This window comes from Parashewanella tropica (assembly GCF_004358445.1).
Lineage (GTDB): Bacteria > Pseudomonadota > Gammaproteobacteria > Enterobacterales > Shewanellaceae > Parashewanella > Parashewanella tropica.
This window is the reverse complement of sequence record NZ_CP037951.1, coordinates 2,712,586-2,729,821: the sequence shown is the minus strand read 5'-3', so window position 1 is coordinate 2,729,821 and position 17,236 is coordinate 2,712,586. Positions and strand designations below refer to the sequence as shown.

General features: G+C 39.0%; 16 protein-coding genes and 2 tRNA genes. 12 read left to right on the top strand and 6 right to left on the bottom strand.

The features are described 5' to 3' along the window. Positions 1 to 86: 86 nt before the first annotated feature. A complete protein-coding gene (locus tag E2H97_RS12020) occupies positions 87 to 1,022 on the top strand; it encodes a hypothetical protein (protein WP_170308296.1) in 936 nt (311 codons plus the stop codon). Between the two features lie 13 nt (positions 1,023 to 1,035). Beyond that, positions 1,036 to 1,962, top strand: a complete 927-nt coding sequence (locus E2H97_RS12015; RefSeq protein ID WP_133407363.1) for a DMT family transporter — start codon at positions 1,036 to 1,038, stop codon at positions 1,960 to 1,962. 20 nt (positions 1,963 to 1,982) lie between these two features. Here E2H97_RS12015 and gap read toward each other — a convergent pair whose 3' ends face one another. Then, on the bottom strand, positions 1,983 to 2,993 hold the full coding sequence (gap, locus tag E2H97_RS12010) for a type I glyceraldehyde-3-phosphate dehydrogenase (protein ID WP_133407362.1): 1,011 nt from the start codon (positions 2,991 to 2,993) through the stop codon (positions 1,983 to 1,985). 563 nt (positions 2,994 to 3,556) lie between these two features. Between gap and E2H97_RS12005 the strand changes: the two genes are divergently transcribed. The 9 genes from E2H97_RS12005 to E2H97_RS11965 all read left to right on the top strand — a co-directional run bounded on the left by E2H97_RS12005 (position 3,557) and on the right by E2H97_RS11965 (position 10,901). After that, the gene (locus E2H97_RS12005) at positions 3,557 to 4,990 is read left to right on the top strand and encodes a glyceraldehyde-3-phosphate dehydrogenase (protein ID WP_133407361.1); all 1,434 of its coding nucleotides are present in this window, start codon (positions 3,557 to 3,559) and stop codon (positions 4,988 to 4,990) included. A gap of 192 nt (positions 4,991 to 5,182) precedes the next feature. Continuing rightward, complete coding sequence (locus tag E2H97_RS12000; protein WP_133407360.1) at positions 5,183 to 5,860, top strand: hypothetical protein; 678 nt, start codon at positions 5,183 to 5,185, stop codon at positions 5,858 to 5,860. Between the two features lie 160 nt (positions 5,861 to 6,020). Then, positions 6,021 to 6,094: transfer RNA gene (locus tag E2H97_RS11995), tRNA-Cys, on the top strand. Positions 6,095 to 6,147: 53 nt separating this feature from the next. Continuing rightward, positions 6,148 to 6,234, top strand: a tRNA-Leu gene (locus tag E2H97_RS11990). A gap of 122 nt (positions 6,235 to 6,356) precedes the next feature. After that, a complete protein-coding gene (locus E2H97_RS11985; RefSeq protein WP_133407359.1) occupies positions 6,357 to 7,550 on the top strand; it encodes an amino acid aminotransferase in 1,194 nt (397 codons plus the stop codon). A 300-nt stretch (positions 7,551 to 7,850) separates the two neighbouring features. Continuing rightward, the gene (locus E2H97_RS11980; RefSeq protein ID WP_133407358.1) at positions 7,851 to 8,978 is read left to right on the top strand and encodes a M14 family metallopeptidase; all 1,128 of its coding nucleotides are present in this window, start codon (positions 7,851 to 7,853) and stop codon (positions 8,976 to 8,978) included. A gap of 5 nt (positions 8,979 to 8,983) precedes the next feature. Next, entirely contained in the window at positions 8,984 to 9,301 is a 318-nt protein-coding gene (locus E2H97_RS11975; RefSeq protein ID WP_133407357.1) for a zinc ribbon domain-containing protein, read from the top strand. Next, entirely contained in the window at positions 9,301 to 9,579 is a 279-nt protein-coding gene (locus E2H97_RS11970) for a YeaC family protein (protein ID WP_133407356.1), read from the top strand. The genes E2H97_RS11975 and E2H97_RS11970 overlap by 1 nt, the downstream gene beginning before the upstream one ends. Before the next feature lie 125 nt (positions 9,580 to 9,704). Further along, complete coding sequence (locus tag E2H97_RS11965; protein ID WP_133407355.1) at positions 9,705 to 10,901, top strand: hypothetical protein; 1,197 nt, start codon at positions 9,705 to 9,707, stop codon at positions 10,899 to 10,901. Between the two features lie 253 nt (positions 10,902 to 11,154). On the opposite strand, the gene E2H97_RS11960 is transcribed toward E2H97_RS11965, so the two are convergent. Beyond that, positions 11,155 to 11,385 (bottom strand): hypothetical protein, encoded by a 231-nt coding sequence (locus E2H97_RS11960; protein WP_133407354.1) that lies wholly within the window; start codon positions 11,383 to 11,385, stop codon positions 11,155 to 11,157. 394 nt (positions 11,386 to 11,779) lie between these two features. On the opposite strand from E2H97_RS11960, the gene E2H97_RS11955 reads away from it, so the two are divergent. Beyond that, a complete protein-coding gene (locus E2H97_RS11955) occupies positions 11,780 to 13,084 on the top strand; it encodes a hypothetical protein (RefSeq protein WP_133407353.1) in 1,305 nt (434 codons plus the stop codon). Positions 13,085 to 13,133: 49 nt separating this feature from the next. On the opposite strand, the gene ylqF is transcribed toward E2H97_RS11955, so the two are convergent. The 4 genes from ylqF to E2H97_RS11935 form a co-directional block, all read right to left on the bottom strand. After that, positions 13,134 to 14,078, bottom strand: a complete 945-nt coding sequence (ylqF, locus tag E2H97_RS11950) for a ribosome biogenesis GTPase YlqF (protein ID WP_133407352.1) — start codon at positions 14,076 to 14,078, stop codon at positions 13,134 to 13,136. 244 nt (positions 14,079 to 14,322) lie between these two features. Next, a complete protein-coding gene (locus tag E2H97_RS11945; protein ID WP_133407351.1) occupies positions 14,323 to 14,835 on the bottom strand; it encodes a hypothetical protein in 513 nt (170 codons plus the stop codon). A 24-nt stretch (positions 14,836 to 14,859) separates the two neighbouring features. Then, positions 14,860 to 15,591: an SIMPL domain-containing protein gene (locus tag E2H97_RS11940; protein ID WP_133407350.1), complete on the bottom strand. Its 732-nt coding sequence runs from the start codon at positions 15,589 to 15,591 to the stop codon at positions 14,860 to 14,862. A 576-nt stretch (positions 15,592 to 16,167) separates the two neighbouring features. Beyond that, on the bottom strand, positions 16,168 to 17,100 hold the full coding sequence (locus tag E2H97_RS11935; RefSeq protein ID WP_133407349.1) for a DUF6268 family outer membrane beta-barrel protein: 933 nt from the start codon (positions 17,098 to 17,100) through the stop codon (positions 16,168 to 16,170). Positions 17,101 to 17,236 lie beyond the last annotated feature (136 nt).

Genomic DNA, 17,236 nt, shown 5'->3' with positions numbered 1-17,236 from the left:
GTTAAGCTTTGTTAATTATGGAATAGGTCAAAAATAAATCCCTTATACTGTTTGAAGCATAACAGATGCCTTTTAGACTAAGGGTAATGATGACAGCACCTACAGGCGATACAACTGACCAGCTTGCAGCTTACCTAGCAAGTGCGAGATTAATGAATCAACGTACAGATGCCACTGAGCATATAGACTTTCGTGATCTGCAGTGCTTCCTATTAGATAATAGAAGATCTGAGCAAGCTTGGGCATATCTGGAAGCTTGCCAAAATGTTCATGCATCGGCCAAGATAAGAGTAGACAGCTACTACCTATTCATCAATTTAATAAAGCCGTGTTATCGCGACTGGTTTCAGCTAAAACTAGAAAATGAACCTGGAAAAAAGTGCTTAGAGTTTCACTTTATACAATGTGGTCAATCAAGTGTTAAGTTAGCTTCAATGGAAAGTTCGGAACTTGCTCAACGCTTGGATTCTGAACATGAAAAATATTGCAAAACCCGAGACACCGAATTTCTACAGGAAAAATTTACGGCTGATATTGGTAGAGCGGAATATAAGTTTAATGATGCTAATGGCCCTCTATCAGATTTGTATTTTTCTACAACAGATAGTCGAACCATTAAGGATAAACTGGAGTCAGTCGACGCCTTTTTTGATAATGCTACAATCAAGCAACACTGCCAGAGCTTAGGGTTTCAACAGTTAATTCATCACTTTAAATTTATACGGAATGATGCTTTTTCACCTCTACATAATTTTATTGTTGTGTATAATTTTTCAAAGAAGGTCAACGGTGATGTTTGCTTTAAACTAGAGGTCATGACTAAATATAGAGAAGGTAAGGCTGCAGAAGCGGGGAAGGAGGAGCCAATAGAAAGCACAAGGTGGTTAGCTGATTTTGTCGTTTTAAATGAAGGATTTTTCTGTTTGGAAGCGACAGTTGATGTTGAATTTAAAAACAAGGAAACGCCAAATGCACCACAAACAAAACCAAGTTTTAAGTCTATGTATCCTAGTTTAACCTAATGAACTATCTAAATTGAATAATACAAGCGCTCACTTTACCCCTCACCTTCTTCTTGTTTTATCACAAGTGCTGATAGCCAGCTCATTCCCTGTAACCGCAATGCTGGATCTAAACAGCTCAGTTATCTCATTGAACATTTTAAGGTTTGTAATTGCCGTTGTTTGTTTAGCACCTTTTGTTTTATTCAAGCCAAGATATCGAAATCAGTTAAAACAAACTTGGTTAAAAGGAATGATAATTGGTGGTTTCTACAGTGCCTATTTTCAATTTTTGTTTATTTCTTTAAAGCACACGACTCCATTACATACTGGGACTCTTTATACACTCACACCTTTTTTAACAGCGGTCTTGAGTTTTATGATTTGGAGGTATCGAGTTAATCGCTACGAACTCTTAGCTTATGTGGTAGGTTCACTGGGAACAGCTTGGGTAGTGTTTAAAGGACAAATTGATTTGATTCTAGGCTTTCACTTAAATCCAGGGGACTGGATTTATCTAGGAGCTGTCGTATGTATGAGTTTATATATACTGTCGATGAAAATTTTACACAAAGGCGAAGATGCCATTGTTATGACCTTTAGTGCTCTTTTAGGTGGTTTAATTGTGACTTCGCTAGCTGCATTTTTTATGGGAGTAGAGTTAGGGTGGCTTAGTTTGTCGACACATGATTTCACAGTATTGTTTTACATTGCCGTAGCAACCTCGCTAATGACTTCTTATTTAACTCAAAAAGCCAGTCAGAAATTATTGTCTATTGAAGTGACTACTTATATTTATTTAAGCCCTGTGTTTGTAGCGATTGAAGTGGCGATACTGGGAGGGCAGTTTCCTGAATTAAAAGTGTTGCCCGGAATTGTACTTTCCGTGTTTGCTACTTTGGTTTTACTTTATTTTGCCCAAATAAAAAAGCGCGAACTGAGTCGCGCTTCTTCAGAATAACCTTATTTCAGGTCAAATTATTACTTAGCGTTCATTAGCGCAACAGTGTTGTCCAGCATACGGTTGCTGAAGCCCCACTCGTTGTCATACCAAGACATCACTTTAACTAGACGACCGCTAACACGAGTTTGAGTCGCATCGAAGTTAGAAGAGTGTGCATCATGGTTAAAGTCGATAGACACTAAAGGCTGTTCATTTACAGCAAGTGCTTCTGAAAGTGGGTACTGAGCCGCAGCACGCTTGATGATGTCGTTAACTTCTTCAACGGTAGTGTCACGAGAAGCAATGAAAGATAAGTCAACAAGAGAAACGTTAGCAGTAGGAACTCGAACAGCCATGCCGTCGAACTTACCTTGAAGCTCAGGAACTACTAGACCCACTGCTGCAGCTGCACCAGTTTTAGTTGGGATCATAGATAACGCTGCAGCACGAGCACGACGTAAGTCACTGTGATAAACGTCAGATAGACGCTGATCGTTGGTGTAAGCGTGGATAGTCGTCATAAGACCAGACTCGATACCTAGCTCGTCGTTTAACGGCTTAGCGAATGGTGCTAAACAGTTGGTAGTACAAGAAGCGTTTGAGATAACAGTCATGTCTGCAGTTAGCACATCTTGGTTTACACCGTAAACCACAGTTGCATCAACGTTTTTACCTGGAGCAGAAATGATAACTTTCTTAGCGCCAGAGTTTAGGTGAGGTTGAACCGCTTCTTTAGATGCGAAGATACCAGTACATTCGTAAACAACATCAACGTCTAGGTCACCCCAAGGCAAGTTGGCTGGATCACGCTCTTGGAAAGTAAGGATCTTATCACCATTCACGTAAATCGCTTCTTCGTCGTGATCGACTTTAGCGTTAAAACGACCATGAACAGAGTCATATTTAGTTAGATGCGCATTGATTGCAGCATCGCCTAAATCGTTAATTGCAACGATTTGGATTGGGTAATCTTTTTCGCTCTCGTATAGAGCACGTAAAACATTTCGACCGATACGGCCGTAACCGTTAATAGCTACGCGGATAGTCATTCGATATCCCTCTAAAGTGGTTTTAAATAAATCTGGTTATAAAATTACAAAAATGTTGAAAACAGTCAAGCTGGATTGCTGAATTTTGCTAATAATCTCGACAAATTTGCCACCTTGCTCTCGATTTTGAATTTTTTGTTACTGATTATGGAGAAAGTTTTCAGTGTGGCAGGTTTCTTGATTTGCATTTAAGTCAATTTTAGCTTTGAAGCAGTATGTATTCCGTGATTGAAATCTCAGCTTGAATGAAATTTTTTTATAGAATTATTTTTACATTCTCAATTTTTAAGTCATTGATCTAGACCATTAAAAAAAGCGATTTAAGGGTAAATAAATCACTTTGTTGTAATTATTACAAAAACCAATTCCTAATCGGGTAAAACTGGCTGTTTTTTCTAATAAAATTACAGAGTTGCAAAAAGTCTCAAGCTGGCTAGTGTTATGTTTTTTCATTACAATTGCCGCGAATTCGAGCTATAGCATCGAATCCCTCTAACTCTACATTTATAGATTTCCACTGCTTTATCTTGGGTAGGGCGGTAAGTGAAATAAAGGATTACTAAATGAACGCTGATAAACACCTAAAAAGTTGGCAAGAACGTTTCGAACTCGCAGAAGCTATGCAACCGCTACTGGGCAAGCTGTATCGAAATCAAGGTGTGGAAGTAGTAATGTATGGTAAGCCACTTATTAATGCTTCTACCATCGAAATCATTAAAGCTCACCGTTTGGTTCGCCGCTTTGTGGGTGACAAACTTCGTCTACGTGAGAGCTTCCCGTTTGTTGAGGCGTTAAGCAAACTAGATATCAAACACTGTAAAGTGGATATTGGAAAACTGGCAGTAAACTATTGGCGTAATCATGAAGATGCGAGCAATATTGAAGCGTATATAGCGCTTGAGTTAGGTCAAGGCATCAACAATGACGCAGATAAAGAGCCAAAAGATGTTGTTCTTTACGGTTTTGGTCGTATCGGTCGTCTTCTTGCTCGTCTTCTTATTGAAAAAACAGGTAGCAGTAACTTACTTCGTCTACGTGCAATCGTATTGCGTGGTGGTCGTAAGGGTGATCTAGAAAAACGTGCTAGTTTGCTTCGTCGTGATTCAGTACATGGTCCATTTAATGGTTCAGTTTCTATTGATGAAGAAAACAATGCCATTATCGCGAACGGTACTTACATTCAAGTTATCTATGCGAACTCTCCTGATGAAGTAGATTACACCCAATACGGCATCAACAATGCACTCGTTGTTGATAACACGGGTATCTGGAAGGATGAAGATGGTCTTGGTCTTCACCTTAAGTCGATAGGTGCGGCTAAAGTTCTACTTACTGCTCCTGCAAAAGGCGGTATTAAGAACGTTGTTTATGGTGTTAACCATGATGATATTACTGCTGAAGACACAATCATGTCTGCTGCAAGTTGTACTACTAACGCGATCACCCCAGTACTTAAAGCGTTGAACGACAAGTTTGGTATCGACAATGGGCACGTTGAGACCATTCACTCTTACACGAACGACCAGAACTTGATTGATAACTATCACAAAGCTGACCGTCGTGGTCGTAGTGCGCCACTAAACATGGTTATTACTTCTACTGGTGCAGCAAAAGCAGTTTCAAAAGCATTACCTGAAATGGAAGGTAAACTAACGGGCAACGCAATTCGCGTTCCTACGCCAAACGTTTCTATGGCAATCTTGAGCTTGAACTTGAATACTGAAGTAAGCAAAGAAGACGTAAACACTTATCTACGTGATATGGCGCTGCATTCAGATCTTCAACATCAAATTGATTACACTGAGTCTACTGAAATCGTATCAAGTGATTTGGTTGGTTCACGTTACGCTGGTGTTGTTGATTCTCAAGCAACCATTGCAGAAGGTAAGCGAGCTACTTTATATGTATGGTATGACAACGAATTTGGTTATAGCTGCCAAGTCGTGAGCGTAATGGAAAAAATGTTAGGTTTGACGACACTTTCTCTACCTAATTAATCTGAACGTGTAATTCAGAACTTCTATTGATGGCAAACTTGGTAATGTATTGAGTTTGTCATCAGCTTTTCCTAGTTTTTAGTAGATTTAAATCCAACCTGAATACTTTTCATGATGTCCAAAATTTAACTTGTTATTGGTTAAGTTAGGGTAAACAATCAATTCTCTGGAAATTTATTGAAGGAGGATGCTATGGCTAGTCCCACATCACCTTCTCAACAACTTGGCTCAGCATGGGGAGATCTTCCATTATCGCCGTATTTGCAACCTCTTAGAATACTTTCCCCTTATCAAGTTAATAGTACTCACTCTTCGCATGTTGGTCGTTTTCAGCGGGAGATAAATCCGACGTATCGAAACCTTAGCCATAAATTGGTGCAGTTTAAAACACAAAATGGAGAATCAATTGGTTTTTACTATAGTGGTCAAACGATTCATACAAAACGCTCAAGGAACCAAGCACACTCATCTCAAGCTGCAAGGTTTTCTAGAAGTCATAGCATTGAAGAGTATTCATCCCCCAATAGTCCTTTCTTTTTGTCCACTCCAAACCCAAAGAAAAAAAGAGAGTTAACTGAAACGTCAAATTCAGTAACAGCACCTAAGCCAACAGTCAGTGATGGAGGACTTTATGACAAAGAAAAGTTAGCTACGCCAACTTATCAGGCAAGAATACAAAAGTATCTTGACGATATTAGAGCGACTAGAGAAAGAATTAGAAGTGAGACGGTTGATGAGCTAAGAAAAAAATCAACAAAAGAGCATGTAGAAAAGTTGGAACGATTGTATAAACTCCTACAAGACACAAATGATAGGGAAGCACATGCAGAGACACTTTTGCTTTCTCCGGCTAAATCTCCATCAAATTGATCAAAAAACAAATCTATTGGTGTAATAATCTTCAAACAAACCAAATATCTTCACTTTTTTCGAAATCGCGATTGACTCTGAATCCGAAAACCGTAGAATGCATCTCGCAGTCAGGGAACAGCGGAACGAAAGTGAAGTTAGAACCAGACTGGATTTGAAAGGCGCGATGGCAGAATGGCTATGCTGCGGATTGCAAATCCGTCGATCTCGGTTCGACTCCGGGTCGCGCCTCCAGATTTATTATGAGAAATTAAGTTTTAGTGCTTTAGCGTTGAAACAACAGTTTTGCCCGAGTGGTGGAATCGGTAGACACAAGGGATTTAAAATCCCTCGCTGGTAACAGCGTGCCAGTTCAAGTCTGGCCTCGGGTACCATCATAAGTGAAAAAGCCTCAACATTTGTTGAGGCTTTTTTGCATTTATAACCTTTTCGGATTCCAACTCATTTTTTCTTAATGCTAAAATAGCATCAATTTTACCTTTCTTAGGAAAAGTCCATGATTTTCACCGATATTGAACAAGCGGCCGCAGATCCTATTCTTGGCTTGAATGACGCCTTTAAAGCCGATACTCGCGATACGAAAGTTAACCTAGGCGTCGGAGTGTATAAGGATGATGCGGGACAAACGCCAATTCTCAGTGTGGTGAAAAAGGCAGAAGCCAAATTATTAGAGGTAGAAAAAAGTAAGAACTATTTGGGGATCGAAGGTGTTCAACAGTTTAACCATGCTGTTCAAACTCTATTATTTGGTGATAACGCTGAGGTTATAGCACAAAAACGTGCGGTAACGGTTCAAGCTCCGGGTGGTACAGGTGCATTAAGAATTGGCTCTGAATTTATTTTACGCCACACTCAATCTCGTACTATTTGGGTGAGCAATCCGACTTGGGCAAATCATCAAAATATTTTCACGACAGTAGGGCTTGAAGTCAAAACCTACAGTTACTACAACGCCGAAACTCATGGTCTAAATTTCGATGCTATGCTTGCAGACCTTCAACATGCAGTAGAAGGTGATTTAGTTCTGCTTCATGGTTGTTGCCATAACCCAACGGGTATTGATTTAAATAATACTCAGTGGCAAACGATTGCTGACTTATGTTTAGAAAAATCACTAATCCCATTTTTTGATTTTGCGTATCAAGGTTTCGGACGCGGTACAGAAGAAGATGCACAAGGTTTAAGAATTGTTGCCGCTAAAGTGCCAGAATTGATCGTGGCTAACTCATTTTCTAAGAACTTTGGTTTATACAACGAGCGTATTGGTGCATTAACCCTTGTTGCTGAAAATGCTGATGTAGCTGCTCGTTCATACAGCCAAATAAAGCGTGTGATCCGGGCCAACTATTCTAATCCTCCTGCTCATGGCGCTTTGATTGTCAGTACGATTCTAAGCGACTTTGAACTTAATCAAGAGTGGCAACGAGAACTGGAAGAAATGCGCACTCGTATCGCGCAAATGCGAGAGCTTTTTGTTGATACTCTAATGGCTGAAGGCGTCACCCAAGACTTTAGCTTTATTAAGCATCAAATGGGAATGTTTAGTTTCTCAGGTTTGAATAAAGAACAAGTACAACAGCTTCGTGAACAGTTTGCTATTTACATTGTTGGCTCAGGTCGAATTAGCGTGGCAGGAATGACCACAAGTAATATTCCGGTTATTTGCAAGGCTATTACAAGGGTCTGTTGACCTTTCGTGATTATTTTTGCAGCGATAAATTTAGTTATCTTATGCAAGGCGGAATTTGTGAAGTGTGGTAGCACCACATAAACAAACGATAACGCAGCAGAATAGACTAATTTACGCTGTCTTTGATGCTTTTGAGCACTTCCTGTTCTGTGTTGTGCCCAGCTTACTTAGATGGCTAAGCTTCACTGCTCACGCCTTAAACAGAAAAGTGCTCAAATAGCACAAAATTCAATCCTGAAAGATCAACAGACCCTTAAGTCCTGTGATAATATTTGCCAAAAATTAAAAGAGAATAAACACATGCGTATTACCGATAATTTTGATGGTGGCAATATTGAAGTCATCAGCATTGAGAATAAAGACAATATTGAGCTAAATATTCGCCCAGATGAAGGTGGAGAGTTCTATCAGTGGTTTAACTTTCGTTTTCAAGGACAAGTGGGTAGCGAATACACCTTCAATATCTTGAACGCTGGTACTTCTTCTTATGTAAAAGGTTGGGAAGGCTATGATGCGGTGGCGAGTTATGACCGTGATAACTGGTTCCGTGTTCCGACTGAATTCAAAGATGGCAAGCTAACCATTAAGTTAGATCTACAATGTGATGCCATCCAAATTGCGTATTTTGCTCCGTATAGCTATGAACGCCACTTAGATCTTTTAAGCTCAGTACAGCTTCACCCAGAAGTGTCTTTAGAGCATTTAGGTCTAACGCTAGATGGTCGTGATATGACTTTGGTTAAAGTCGGTGATGGTGATGCATCTAAAAAGAATATCTGGATCACCGCTCGTCAACATCCGGGCGAAACCATGGCAGAGTGGACGATAGAGGGCTTGCTTCATCGTTTACTTGATCAAAACTGCCCAACGTCAAAGAGCTTATTGGATAAAGCCAACTTTTACATTGTGCCAAATATGAATCCTGATGGTAGCGTTCGTGGTCATTTACGTACCAATGCCGTCGGTGTAAACCTAAACCGTGAGTGGCAATCACCAAGCTTAGAAAAAAGCCCAGAAGTGTATTACGTTACAGAAAAAATGAAGCAAGTTGGTGTTGATTTGTTTTATGACGTACATGGTGATGAAGGTCTACCTTATGTATTCCTCGCGGGAGCTGAAGGTGTGCCAAACTACGATGAACGTTTAGCTAACCTGCAAGCTGATTTTGTTTCTGCATTACAAATGGCGTCGGCGGATTTCCAAACCGAATTTGGTTATGACAAAGACGAGCCGGGTCAAGCCAACCTAACAGTTGCTTCAAACTGGGTGGCACATACGTTTGACTGTTTATCTAATACTTTAGAAATGCCATTTAAAGATAACGACAACTTACCTGATCCATTTATGGGTTGGTCACCTGAGCGCAGTGTATATGTAGGTGAAGCATCATTACTGGCAATGCTAGCGGTTGTAGATAAGCTGAGGTAAGCGCAATGGCACTCATTCCATGTCCATATTGTAAAAAGCAGATCTCAAGCTTAGCTAAGCAATGTCAACATTGTGATGCTAAATTGACTGGAGACAATGAAGCGAGATTGAATATCGCTAAAATTAATCAAGCCAGTAAACTTCAAACTCATAGTTTTATTGCCATGACCTTATTTGTTGCTGGAGTGGTGATTTGGTTTTGGGGTGGTGAGCCAGCTGAGGGCACTCGTATGTATGCGGGTGCCGTGTGCTTTACGTTCGGCTTTATTGGTTATTTGATCACTCGAGTTAGAATCATTTTACACAAGCGTAGGAGCGTCTAATGGATTTGCATAAGATCATTGATGATATGCCAGAGGAAGTATACCTACGTATGCGCTCTGCAATGGAATTAGGTAAATGGGAAAATGGCGTAGCATTAACCGATGAACAGCGCGAACATGCATTGCAAGTGGTTATGCTGTATCAAGCTCGTCATTTAGAGCAGACAGACCATTTTACCATAGGCTCTGAAGGACAGATTAACGAACTGTCTAAGTCTGAGCTAAAAAAGCAGTTTAAAGGCGACACTATCGCTGAGTTTAAGCAAGACGAGTTTTAAATTTACCCTTATGAAAAAGCTAGGAATATTATTTCTAGCTTTTTTAGTTTACTGATATCTCATACAGCTATGATCCAGTTTGTTCAGCTTAGAATGCAATCAAATTCATATTTATATGACTTACTGTGTTTGGTTCTCCTTTTCCTGCCCCCCAAGTATTACAGCCTTTTTATCTAGCCTTAGGTATTCCTGCAGATGAAAAGCCAGATGTTCAAAAGTTAATAATCAATAGTAAAGCTTTTTCTGTTGCAATGGAGTGTGTTTTACCATTATCAATAATGACTTATTTTGGTGGGGCTCCAGCATTAGTATCAACGACAATGACAATTTCTGGGCGATTCGGAAGCCAAGTAATCTTTGAACCAGCCATTAACTTTATCGTAGATAAAACTGATTTTCGGCAAGAAAATAAGCAAGTTTTAAAAGAACTCAGTCACCTAAGTGGAACGCTCGCGTTCAATTATCTCGTCAATCCAAGTCATAGCTTTTTAAATGAAGTCTTTTTTAACTTCTTTACTTTTCAGGCAATGAAAATGAGTGCTCAGTTAACGGTTAGATTGATTGATAACTTAGGGTTTGAGAATTATAAAACCTCTAAATATATCTGTTGTAAACTTGTAGAATCAGGTGTTCAAACGGCCTGTTTTTTGTTGTTTTTCCCAAGAAAAAATGCAGTAAAGTTGCAGGAATCACATAAGGGTAGTGAACCTTTATCAAAGTCACAACGGACTATATTGCCTGATGGTAAGCTAGAATCAGCAACACAGTTAAGTGAATCATGCCCTGCATTTCCACAAGGGTGTGTCCCAAAATATAGTGCATGTTCTGATGTAGAAGGTTTTACATTGAGAAAAGCAGCTGACCCTTTGTTTTATCCAGATGATTCAAGCGATTCCGCGTTACTGGCAATAGGCTCTGGAGCGGAATTATTTGAACCAAGCAGACTAGAAAAAAGAAGTAAGGGAAGTCTCTTCTATCAAAAAGTGAAGCAAGGAAAAATACTGGTTGAAGAAATGTGCACAATTAAGAATGACCAGATAGCTAGAAAGTTACCTCGGCCTGTACAAGGAGAGGATTTCGTTGGAAGCCTACAATATGTATTTAAAAAAGGTAACGTGGTATTAGGGGTGGATATACCTGAAACTCGTTGTACGGCACGCATGATCCCTTGCCTAGTTGGACAAAATCAAATAACTTATAAAACTAAAGGAGTAGATAAAACAGAATTTGGACTTCATAAGTTTTCAGAGAAGAACTTTATGGAGCTTCTTAGAAGCCTTGGGTATAGAAGGGATTATATATCGGATGAAGTTAATGGTTAATCATCAAAATGAAAATTTAAATCAACCTGTGTTCGTCAAATGAAACAAGTTTGCTTAAGTCAGAATCAGTTTCTAGTAGCAAAATTCACCAATTTCAGTTCGTCAGGCATTAAAAAAGGTAGAAGTAACGATCTGCGCTATGTACCTCAGATTGTTTATTAATTCATATTATCTTATCTTCTTTTGGCTTCAATCATAACCATAAAAGCTTCGGTAATGTTAACTTGGTGGGTAGGTCCAAATAATGAGCAACCTATCTTTTATACTGACCATTCTTACGATAAACATTCAAGTGGAAGTTGAGGAATTGGCGAGTATGATCTTCTCTCGCTTGGTGAACTTGAAAATTGACTTGAATGCAAGAGCCATTAGATCGCAGATAATCCTTGATCAACTTTAAGTTATCTTTAGATATTAAAGCTACAGAATCAGTCAGCGTGTTATACCACACCCTGACTTGAACAGATGGTATTTGCTCAACCATAAAGAACACCTCATTATCTAGGGCATGTTTATCTTTCAGGATTAAATTTTGTGCTCAAAAGCATCGAAGACAGCGTAAATTGGTACTTTCTTTGAAACAGAGAGCTGCAGCGTTATCGTTTGTTTATGTGGGGCAATCACACTTCACAAACTCTGCCTTGCATAAGATAACCAATTTATCGCTGCAAAAATAATCACGAAAGATCAACACGCCTTAACTGCTCCCAATTTATCATACAATTAATGTCTTTTTCCTGAATGCTTTTTACGTCTGGTTTCGTCTTTAGCCTTAATAGCTTTAGTGGCTTTAGGCTCACATTTAGCTGTTATAAAAATAATATTGATTCAGCTCTGATCTAGAAAAAGCCAAATAAAATGGCTTATTACCAACTGTATTGAAAGATGAAACTATTTTGATTTCTGGCCCGTTGTCATTTCAACAGATGTTAACGCCATTCTTGCTGGCGACAGGCTGCTCACTTGATGTTAACAGTAATTATCAAACTGCAATAAAAGCAAAATCAGGTGATACTGGCCCTTATCTAGACCAAGAAGAGTTTACCGTTGCTATTGAAGAATTGGCGCTCTCTGCAATCCCTGTTGTGATTGCAGGATTTTTTGGTGGAGTACCTTTAGCTGGAGCCACAATTGCGACATCTTGCAGTCGGTTTGCTTGCCGTGCTTTATTTGAAAAGCCACTAAAGATATTTCTTGTATCCAAAAGCTCAAAGTTGAGTCCACAACAAAAACAAATCTTAAGAGTGGCTGGTAAAGTTGTCGGTACTTTAGTTGTTAACACTTGCCTGAAGCCGACTTCAATACCTGAAATGTTTTTTTCGTTTAGTGTTTATTGGGTAATGAAAGCAAGCTCTCAACTAACGCTTAGGTATCTCGAAACAACTAAATATAGAAATAACAAAATAGTCCAATTTACTTGTTGTAAATTAGTGGAGTCAGGAACCCAAATCGCCTGCTATAAACTTATAGGGCCATTGTTACTAGAAGCCAGTCCTAAGCCAGTTCAAAACAGAGAAATATCAAAAAGCAAAAAGATAGTGAAAAAAAGCCCTGTCACAATTATACCTTCGAAAAAAACTGAATCACATCATGAGGCAGTAAAACGTGTTGATGACGTTAAAGGGAATATTAGAGACAAGGTATCTTCAAATACAAAATCTTCTTCCCCTATAAAATTCCAAAGTTGTGAAGAATCAGTCGGTACTATGGTAACAAATGAGGAAATGAATCATTTGATGGAGAAAGAGCCATTCACTGTTAGTGCTGTCAACAGGAAAGGTGTTGAAATTTTTGATAAAAGCTGTATTTGTCATTCACAGTTACCAAGTAAAAAGGCAGCAGCGGCAACTCGGGTTTTTGAGTTGGTAAAGCAAAAAAAAATAACGTTGAAAGAGCTGTGTAAAATACAAGCAAACTTTAAGTCATCCGGTGAATTAGTATCGAAAAGTGAGCATCTATTTCATGGGGAGCAGTGCTTTGAGTTTTCAAGTGGAAGTAAAGAGACGATGGCTTGCACAGGCGAAAAGTGCGAAGTCAGCATTAGAGCTTGCACTCTAAGAGCTAATGCCAAGGATCCTGCAATAACTGATATGGCACTTGTCGCTTTAGTTACAGATAAAGGAGCATATGATTTTTGTGCGCTAGATTTTAAAGTTGCTCTTGATTATTTTGGGGTTAGTTAAACTAACCCCTATTTTCCATTCAATTTTAATTTGAAAAATACACTGGATATTAATGCCTTTTCCCTGAGTGCTTTTTACGTCGGGCTTCGTCTTTTGCTTTTTTCTCGGCTTCTTTAATTGCCATCATTTCAGCCACTTCAACTTTTTCTTTTTCTGCCATCGCAGGCGTTTCTAACGTCAGTTGTCCGATTTTTCCACTTCGATAATCATGCAGCAGAACTTCAGAGGCTTTATGGTAATCAATCGTACCGCCTGAACGCAGTGCCCCATGGCGGCGACCAATGGCTTCTAATAGTTCAATATCTTGTCTTGGTAATTCATCAAGGTTATAGCGTTTACAAATTTCTTCAGGATAAGCCTCAAGGAAGTATTCAGCGGCAAACATAGCAACATCATCGTATTCCATCGCGGTATCTTTGATTGCTCCAGTGACCGCTAAACGATAACTACTGGCAGGATTGTCTACTTTAGGCCATAGAATGCCGGGCGTGTCTGAAAGTACGATACCGTTACGAAGGTTGATGCGTTGCTGAGCTTTGGTTACCGCAGGTTCATTACCCGTTTTTGCAATCACTCGACCAGCTAAGGTGTTGATGATGGTAGATTTGCCAACATTAGGAATGCCCATGATCATGGTTCGAATGTCTTTTTCTACCGTATCTCTGTGAGGAACCAGTTTACGACATAGATCAGGGATTTTTTTCACCATCGCCGCTTGTAACGTTGTGATGGCACTGGCTTTTACCCCTTGCTCTTGCTCAAGGTACTCAATCCATTGTGCTGTAATTTCTGGATCAGCTAAATCGCTTTTATTTAGCAGCTTGATGCAAGGCTTATCACCACGCAGTTGTTGGATCATTGGATTTTCACTGCTGTATGGAATACGAGCGTCCAATACTTCAATGATTAAATCAACTTGTGGTAGTACCTTTTCAATTTCTTTACGGGCTTTATGCATATGCCCTGGGTACCAATGAATGCCTCTTCCAGACATAAAATCCTTCCTATCACAACACTTGCTAAATAACGGTGGAGGATTTTAGCATTTTTGGTTGTTAGAATCAGGAAATAATACCATTCACATCAATTAACTGTGATTAAAGAGGAGCGTTAGCAAAGTAAATACAAGGCGTAATGACGAATCATAGCCAAAGCTATGGTAAGGAGTTACAACGATGTAGTTACAAAGCTAAGGCTTCATCTAAAACATCGTTAATTGGTACGGATGGTATAAGTAACTATGCGAATAAAAGCTGCCCATATTTAAGAAAAACAGCTAATGCACATACTGCGACAAAGCTAATTGAATAAGACTTAAATGAAAAGTTTCTAAGAAATGATGGTTCTGATTGCTCATTACCTGTCTTTCTTACTAACCCGAACAGCTTATCTTTATCCACATAAATGACGAGGGATAACATTATCAATAGTACGGCGTTGATATATGGAGTGCCTTGCCAGCCCAGAGATATCGGGATGATAAATATACATAAATGCATAGGCACAAGCATAAGAGCACCTATGAGCCTGAAGCGATAAGTCAGGAGTAAAGCTCCAACAAATGTTTGTGAGATCGCGACAAAGTAGCCAAATAAAGCGAGCTTATATTGAGCCAAAACATCAATTAACCAAATTGGACCGATAATATTGGGGAACCAGTGAATAAACTTACTGATACCTGCAGTGAAATAAATAATTCCTAAAATAACGGCGAAAATCGTAGCAAGGCTTTCTGTTGTTTTTGTTTTCATTTTACTTCCTTGTTATTTAATCTATTAATCAGTCAAAAAGAAGGTGACACTCGTTACCACTCTCACATCTTTTTCTATTTTGTGGGAGTCACCGTAGCTTTGTCCTATATCTCTTACAATAAAGCTACCTTGGCTGGCATTGCGAATTCCACCTACTTTTACGCCTGCATTAGTAGCAAATTCGTTAGCAGCTATTCGTGCATTCTGAGTGGCTTCTTTGAGCATTGCAGGTTTAATATCATTGAGTTTGGTAAAGTAATAGTTAGGTTCATGGTTTTGAATGTCTAACCCTTGAGCTATAAGAGCGTTGAGCTTAGCTCTGACTTTTGACACCAGCTTTACCTTATCGGTTTCAACATCAATTTTTCCGGTAAGAAAGTAATTTTTGTCTACCAGCTTTTGGTTCTCATCTCTGAATTCCTGTGCTCGATAGTCGATGACACCGGGTTTGATTTCATCTTTTGAAAAGCCACTTTCACTCAATAGGTGAGTGATCATCTTTTGGTCATTTTCAGATTGCTGGTACATTTTTTTAATGTTCGATTTTGATGTACCGTTAACGGTATATTGAATTGTCCAATACGCAGTATCGGCTTCAACCCTGCGCTCAGCTAACCCTTTAACTTGAGCAGTGTTCAATGCCACTTTAGATTTGTAGATGGTTTCGCTAATAAAATAGCCCGCACTTGCAATACCTAAAGCTAGCAACAAGGCGGAGATCACAGAAATAGAACTTTGATTGTTACCGTTACTCATCAGAATGCTTATGTTTATGACAAATGGTTATCTACCATAAAACAAATTTGTTCAAAATTCAGCTAGGTTGCTGAAAATAACAGCGTGGATTATTCGAGCTGGATTATAGTTTTTTAGCGAAAGGTTGAAGGGTTCGTAATCGCAACTATGTAATTTAATTACACAAATAGGGACGTCATAATTTGTTAATAAAATTGAAGCAAAACCCCTTGTGGCAAGCTTGTTGAGAGTTATCCACTGAAACTGTGGATAAGCTTGTGGAGAATGGTGGTTTTTATGGCTGTACCCCTTGATATAATAGGCTTGGACTTAAATTGTACTGTTTTTGCGGTGTGGAAAAATATCTTTAATTATCAATTGGTTATTGTGTGTGTGATGTAGTGCAAACTTAGATCGTATTTGTTTCAAAATTGTAACGATGTGTAGGCTGGAAAATGTGTATGAAATAGAGAAAGATCACAAAAAGGATCGCTGGAAACCTTGTTATAACTGCATGTCAATAAAAATATAATTGAGATCTGCATTCTGTATAGTGGATACACAGATCTCAAAAACTTTCAGAATGAGTTTAGACGATCAAAACGAATATTCTAAATTAAATGCAGCTGCGGCAGTTGCATCAAGATCATATTTCACATTTTGATTATCAAACTCTAGTGTTCCGTTTGATAGGTAGCCTAGATAACCTCTGGCAGTAAATGATTTTGAAATGTTCCATTCTGTTGCAATAAAAGTAGCAATCTCCTCAATTTCACCTTTTGTATCTTTGCCTGCCGCAAGGAAGAGGTTACGGCGCATTGCTGAGCCTACTGAGAAAGTTAGGTTGTTTGAGTAATCGTAGGCTAGCTCAATACCCGCTGGACCACTGAACGTATTTTTGAATGGATTACGAACAGATAACTTGTCGCTGAGTTTCCAATCAACAATGACATATGGCATTGCTTTTACTTCATTCACGCCTTTTACGCCGTTGGTGTACATCAAGCCAAAACCTAAAGTATTACCTGACTCATAGCGATACATTGCGCCAGCAACTAAGCCGTAACGCCAAGCGTCAGATGCTTTGTAGTTGTCTTGATAAGCAGCTTTGATCATTGGAGTCAGCATAAATGACCAGTTTTGATCGTAAAAATGCATTAAGGTGACAGAAGCTTCAACGCTCTTTAATTTATCCCAAGGTCTAATTGTGGAATTTGGAACAACATTATTTTTGATATTCTTCCAGTCAAAGTTTTCTTCTTCGTAACCAGCAGAAGCACTGATCACCCAAGATTGATTGAGAGGAATTTGAGTCGAAAAATCAACACGGAATTTTTCTCGATCAAATTTAGCTGCATTGGCTTTAATTTCAGTAGTGCTAGGTAGTACACCTGTAATACTGATACTTGTTGAAGGTCCAAATGATGGTTGCTCTCCTGATGACGCTGGCGCTGGCATATCATCAGCAAAAGCTGGAAGAGATACGCCTACAACCGCTGATAATAATATTGCAGAAGCTTTAGTGTTCATGGTTATACCTTATTCCCTATTTTAAGGCGCAATTATATGAGCTCATATCGCTATGCTAAATAATAGATATTGGGATCGATTGTGCTAAATATTGGAACCATTTAGAATTGACTCCTTAAATAAAAGGAACTAACTA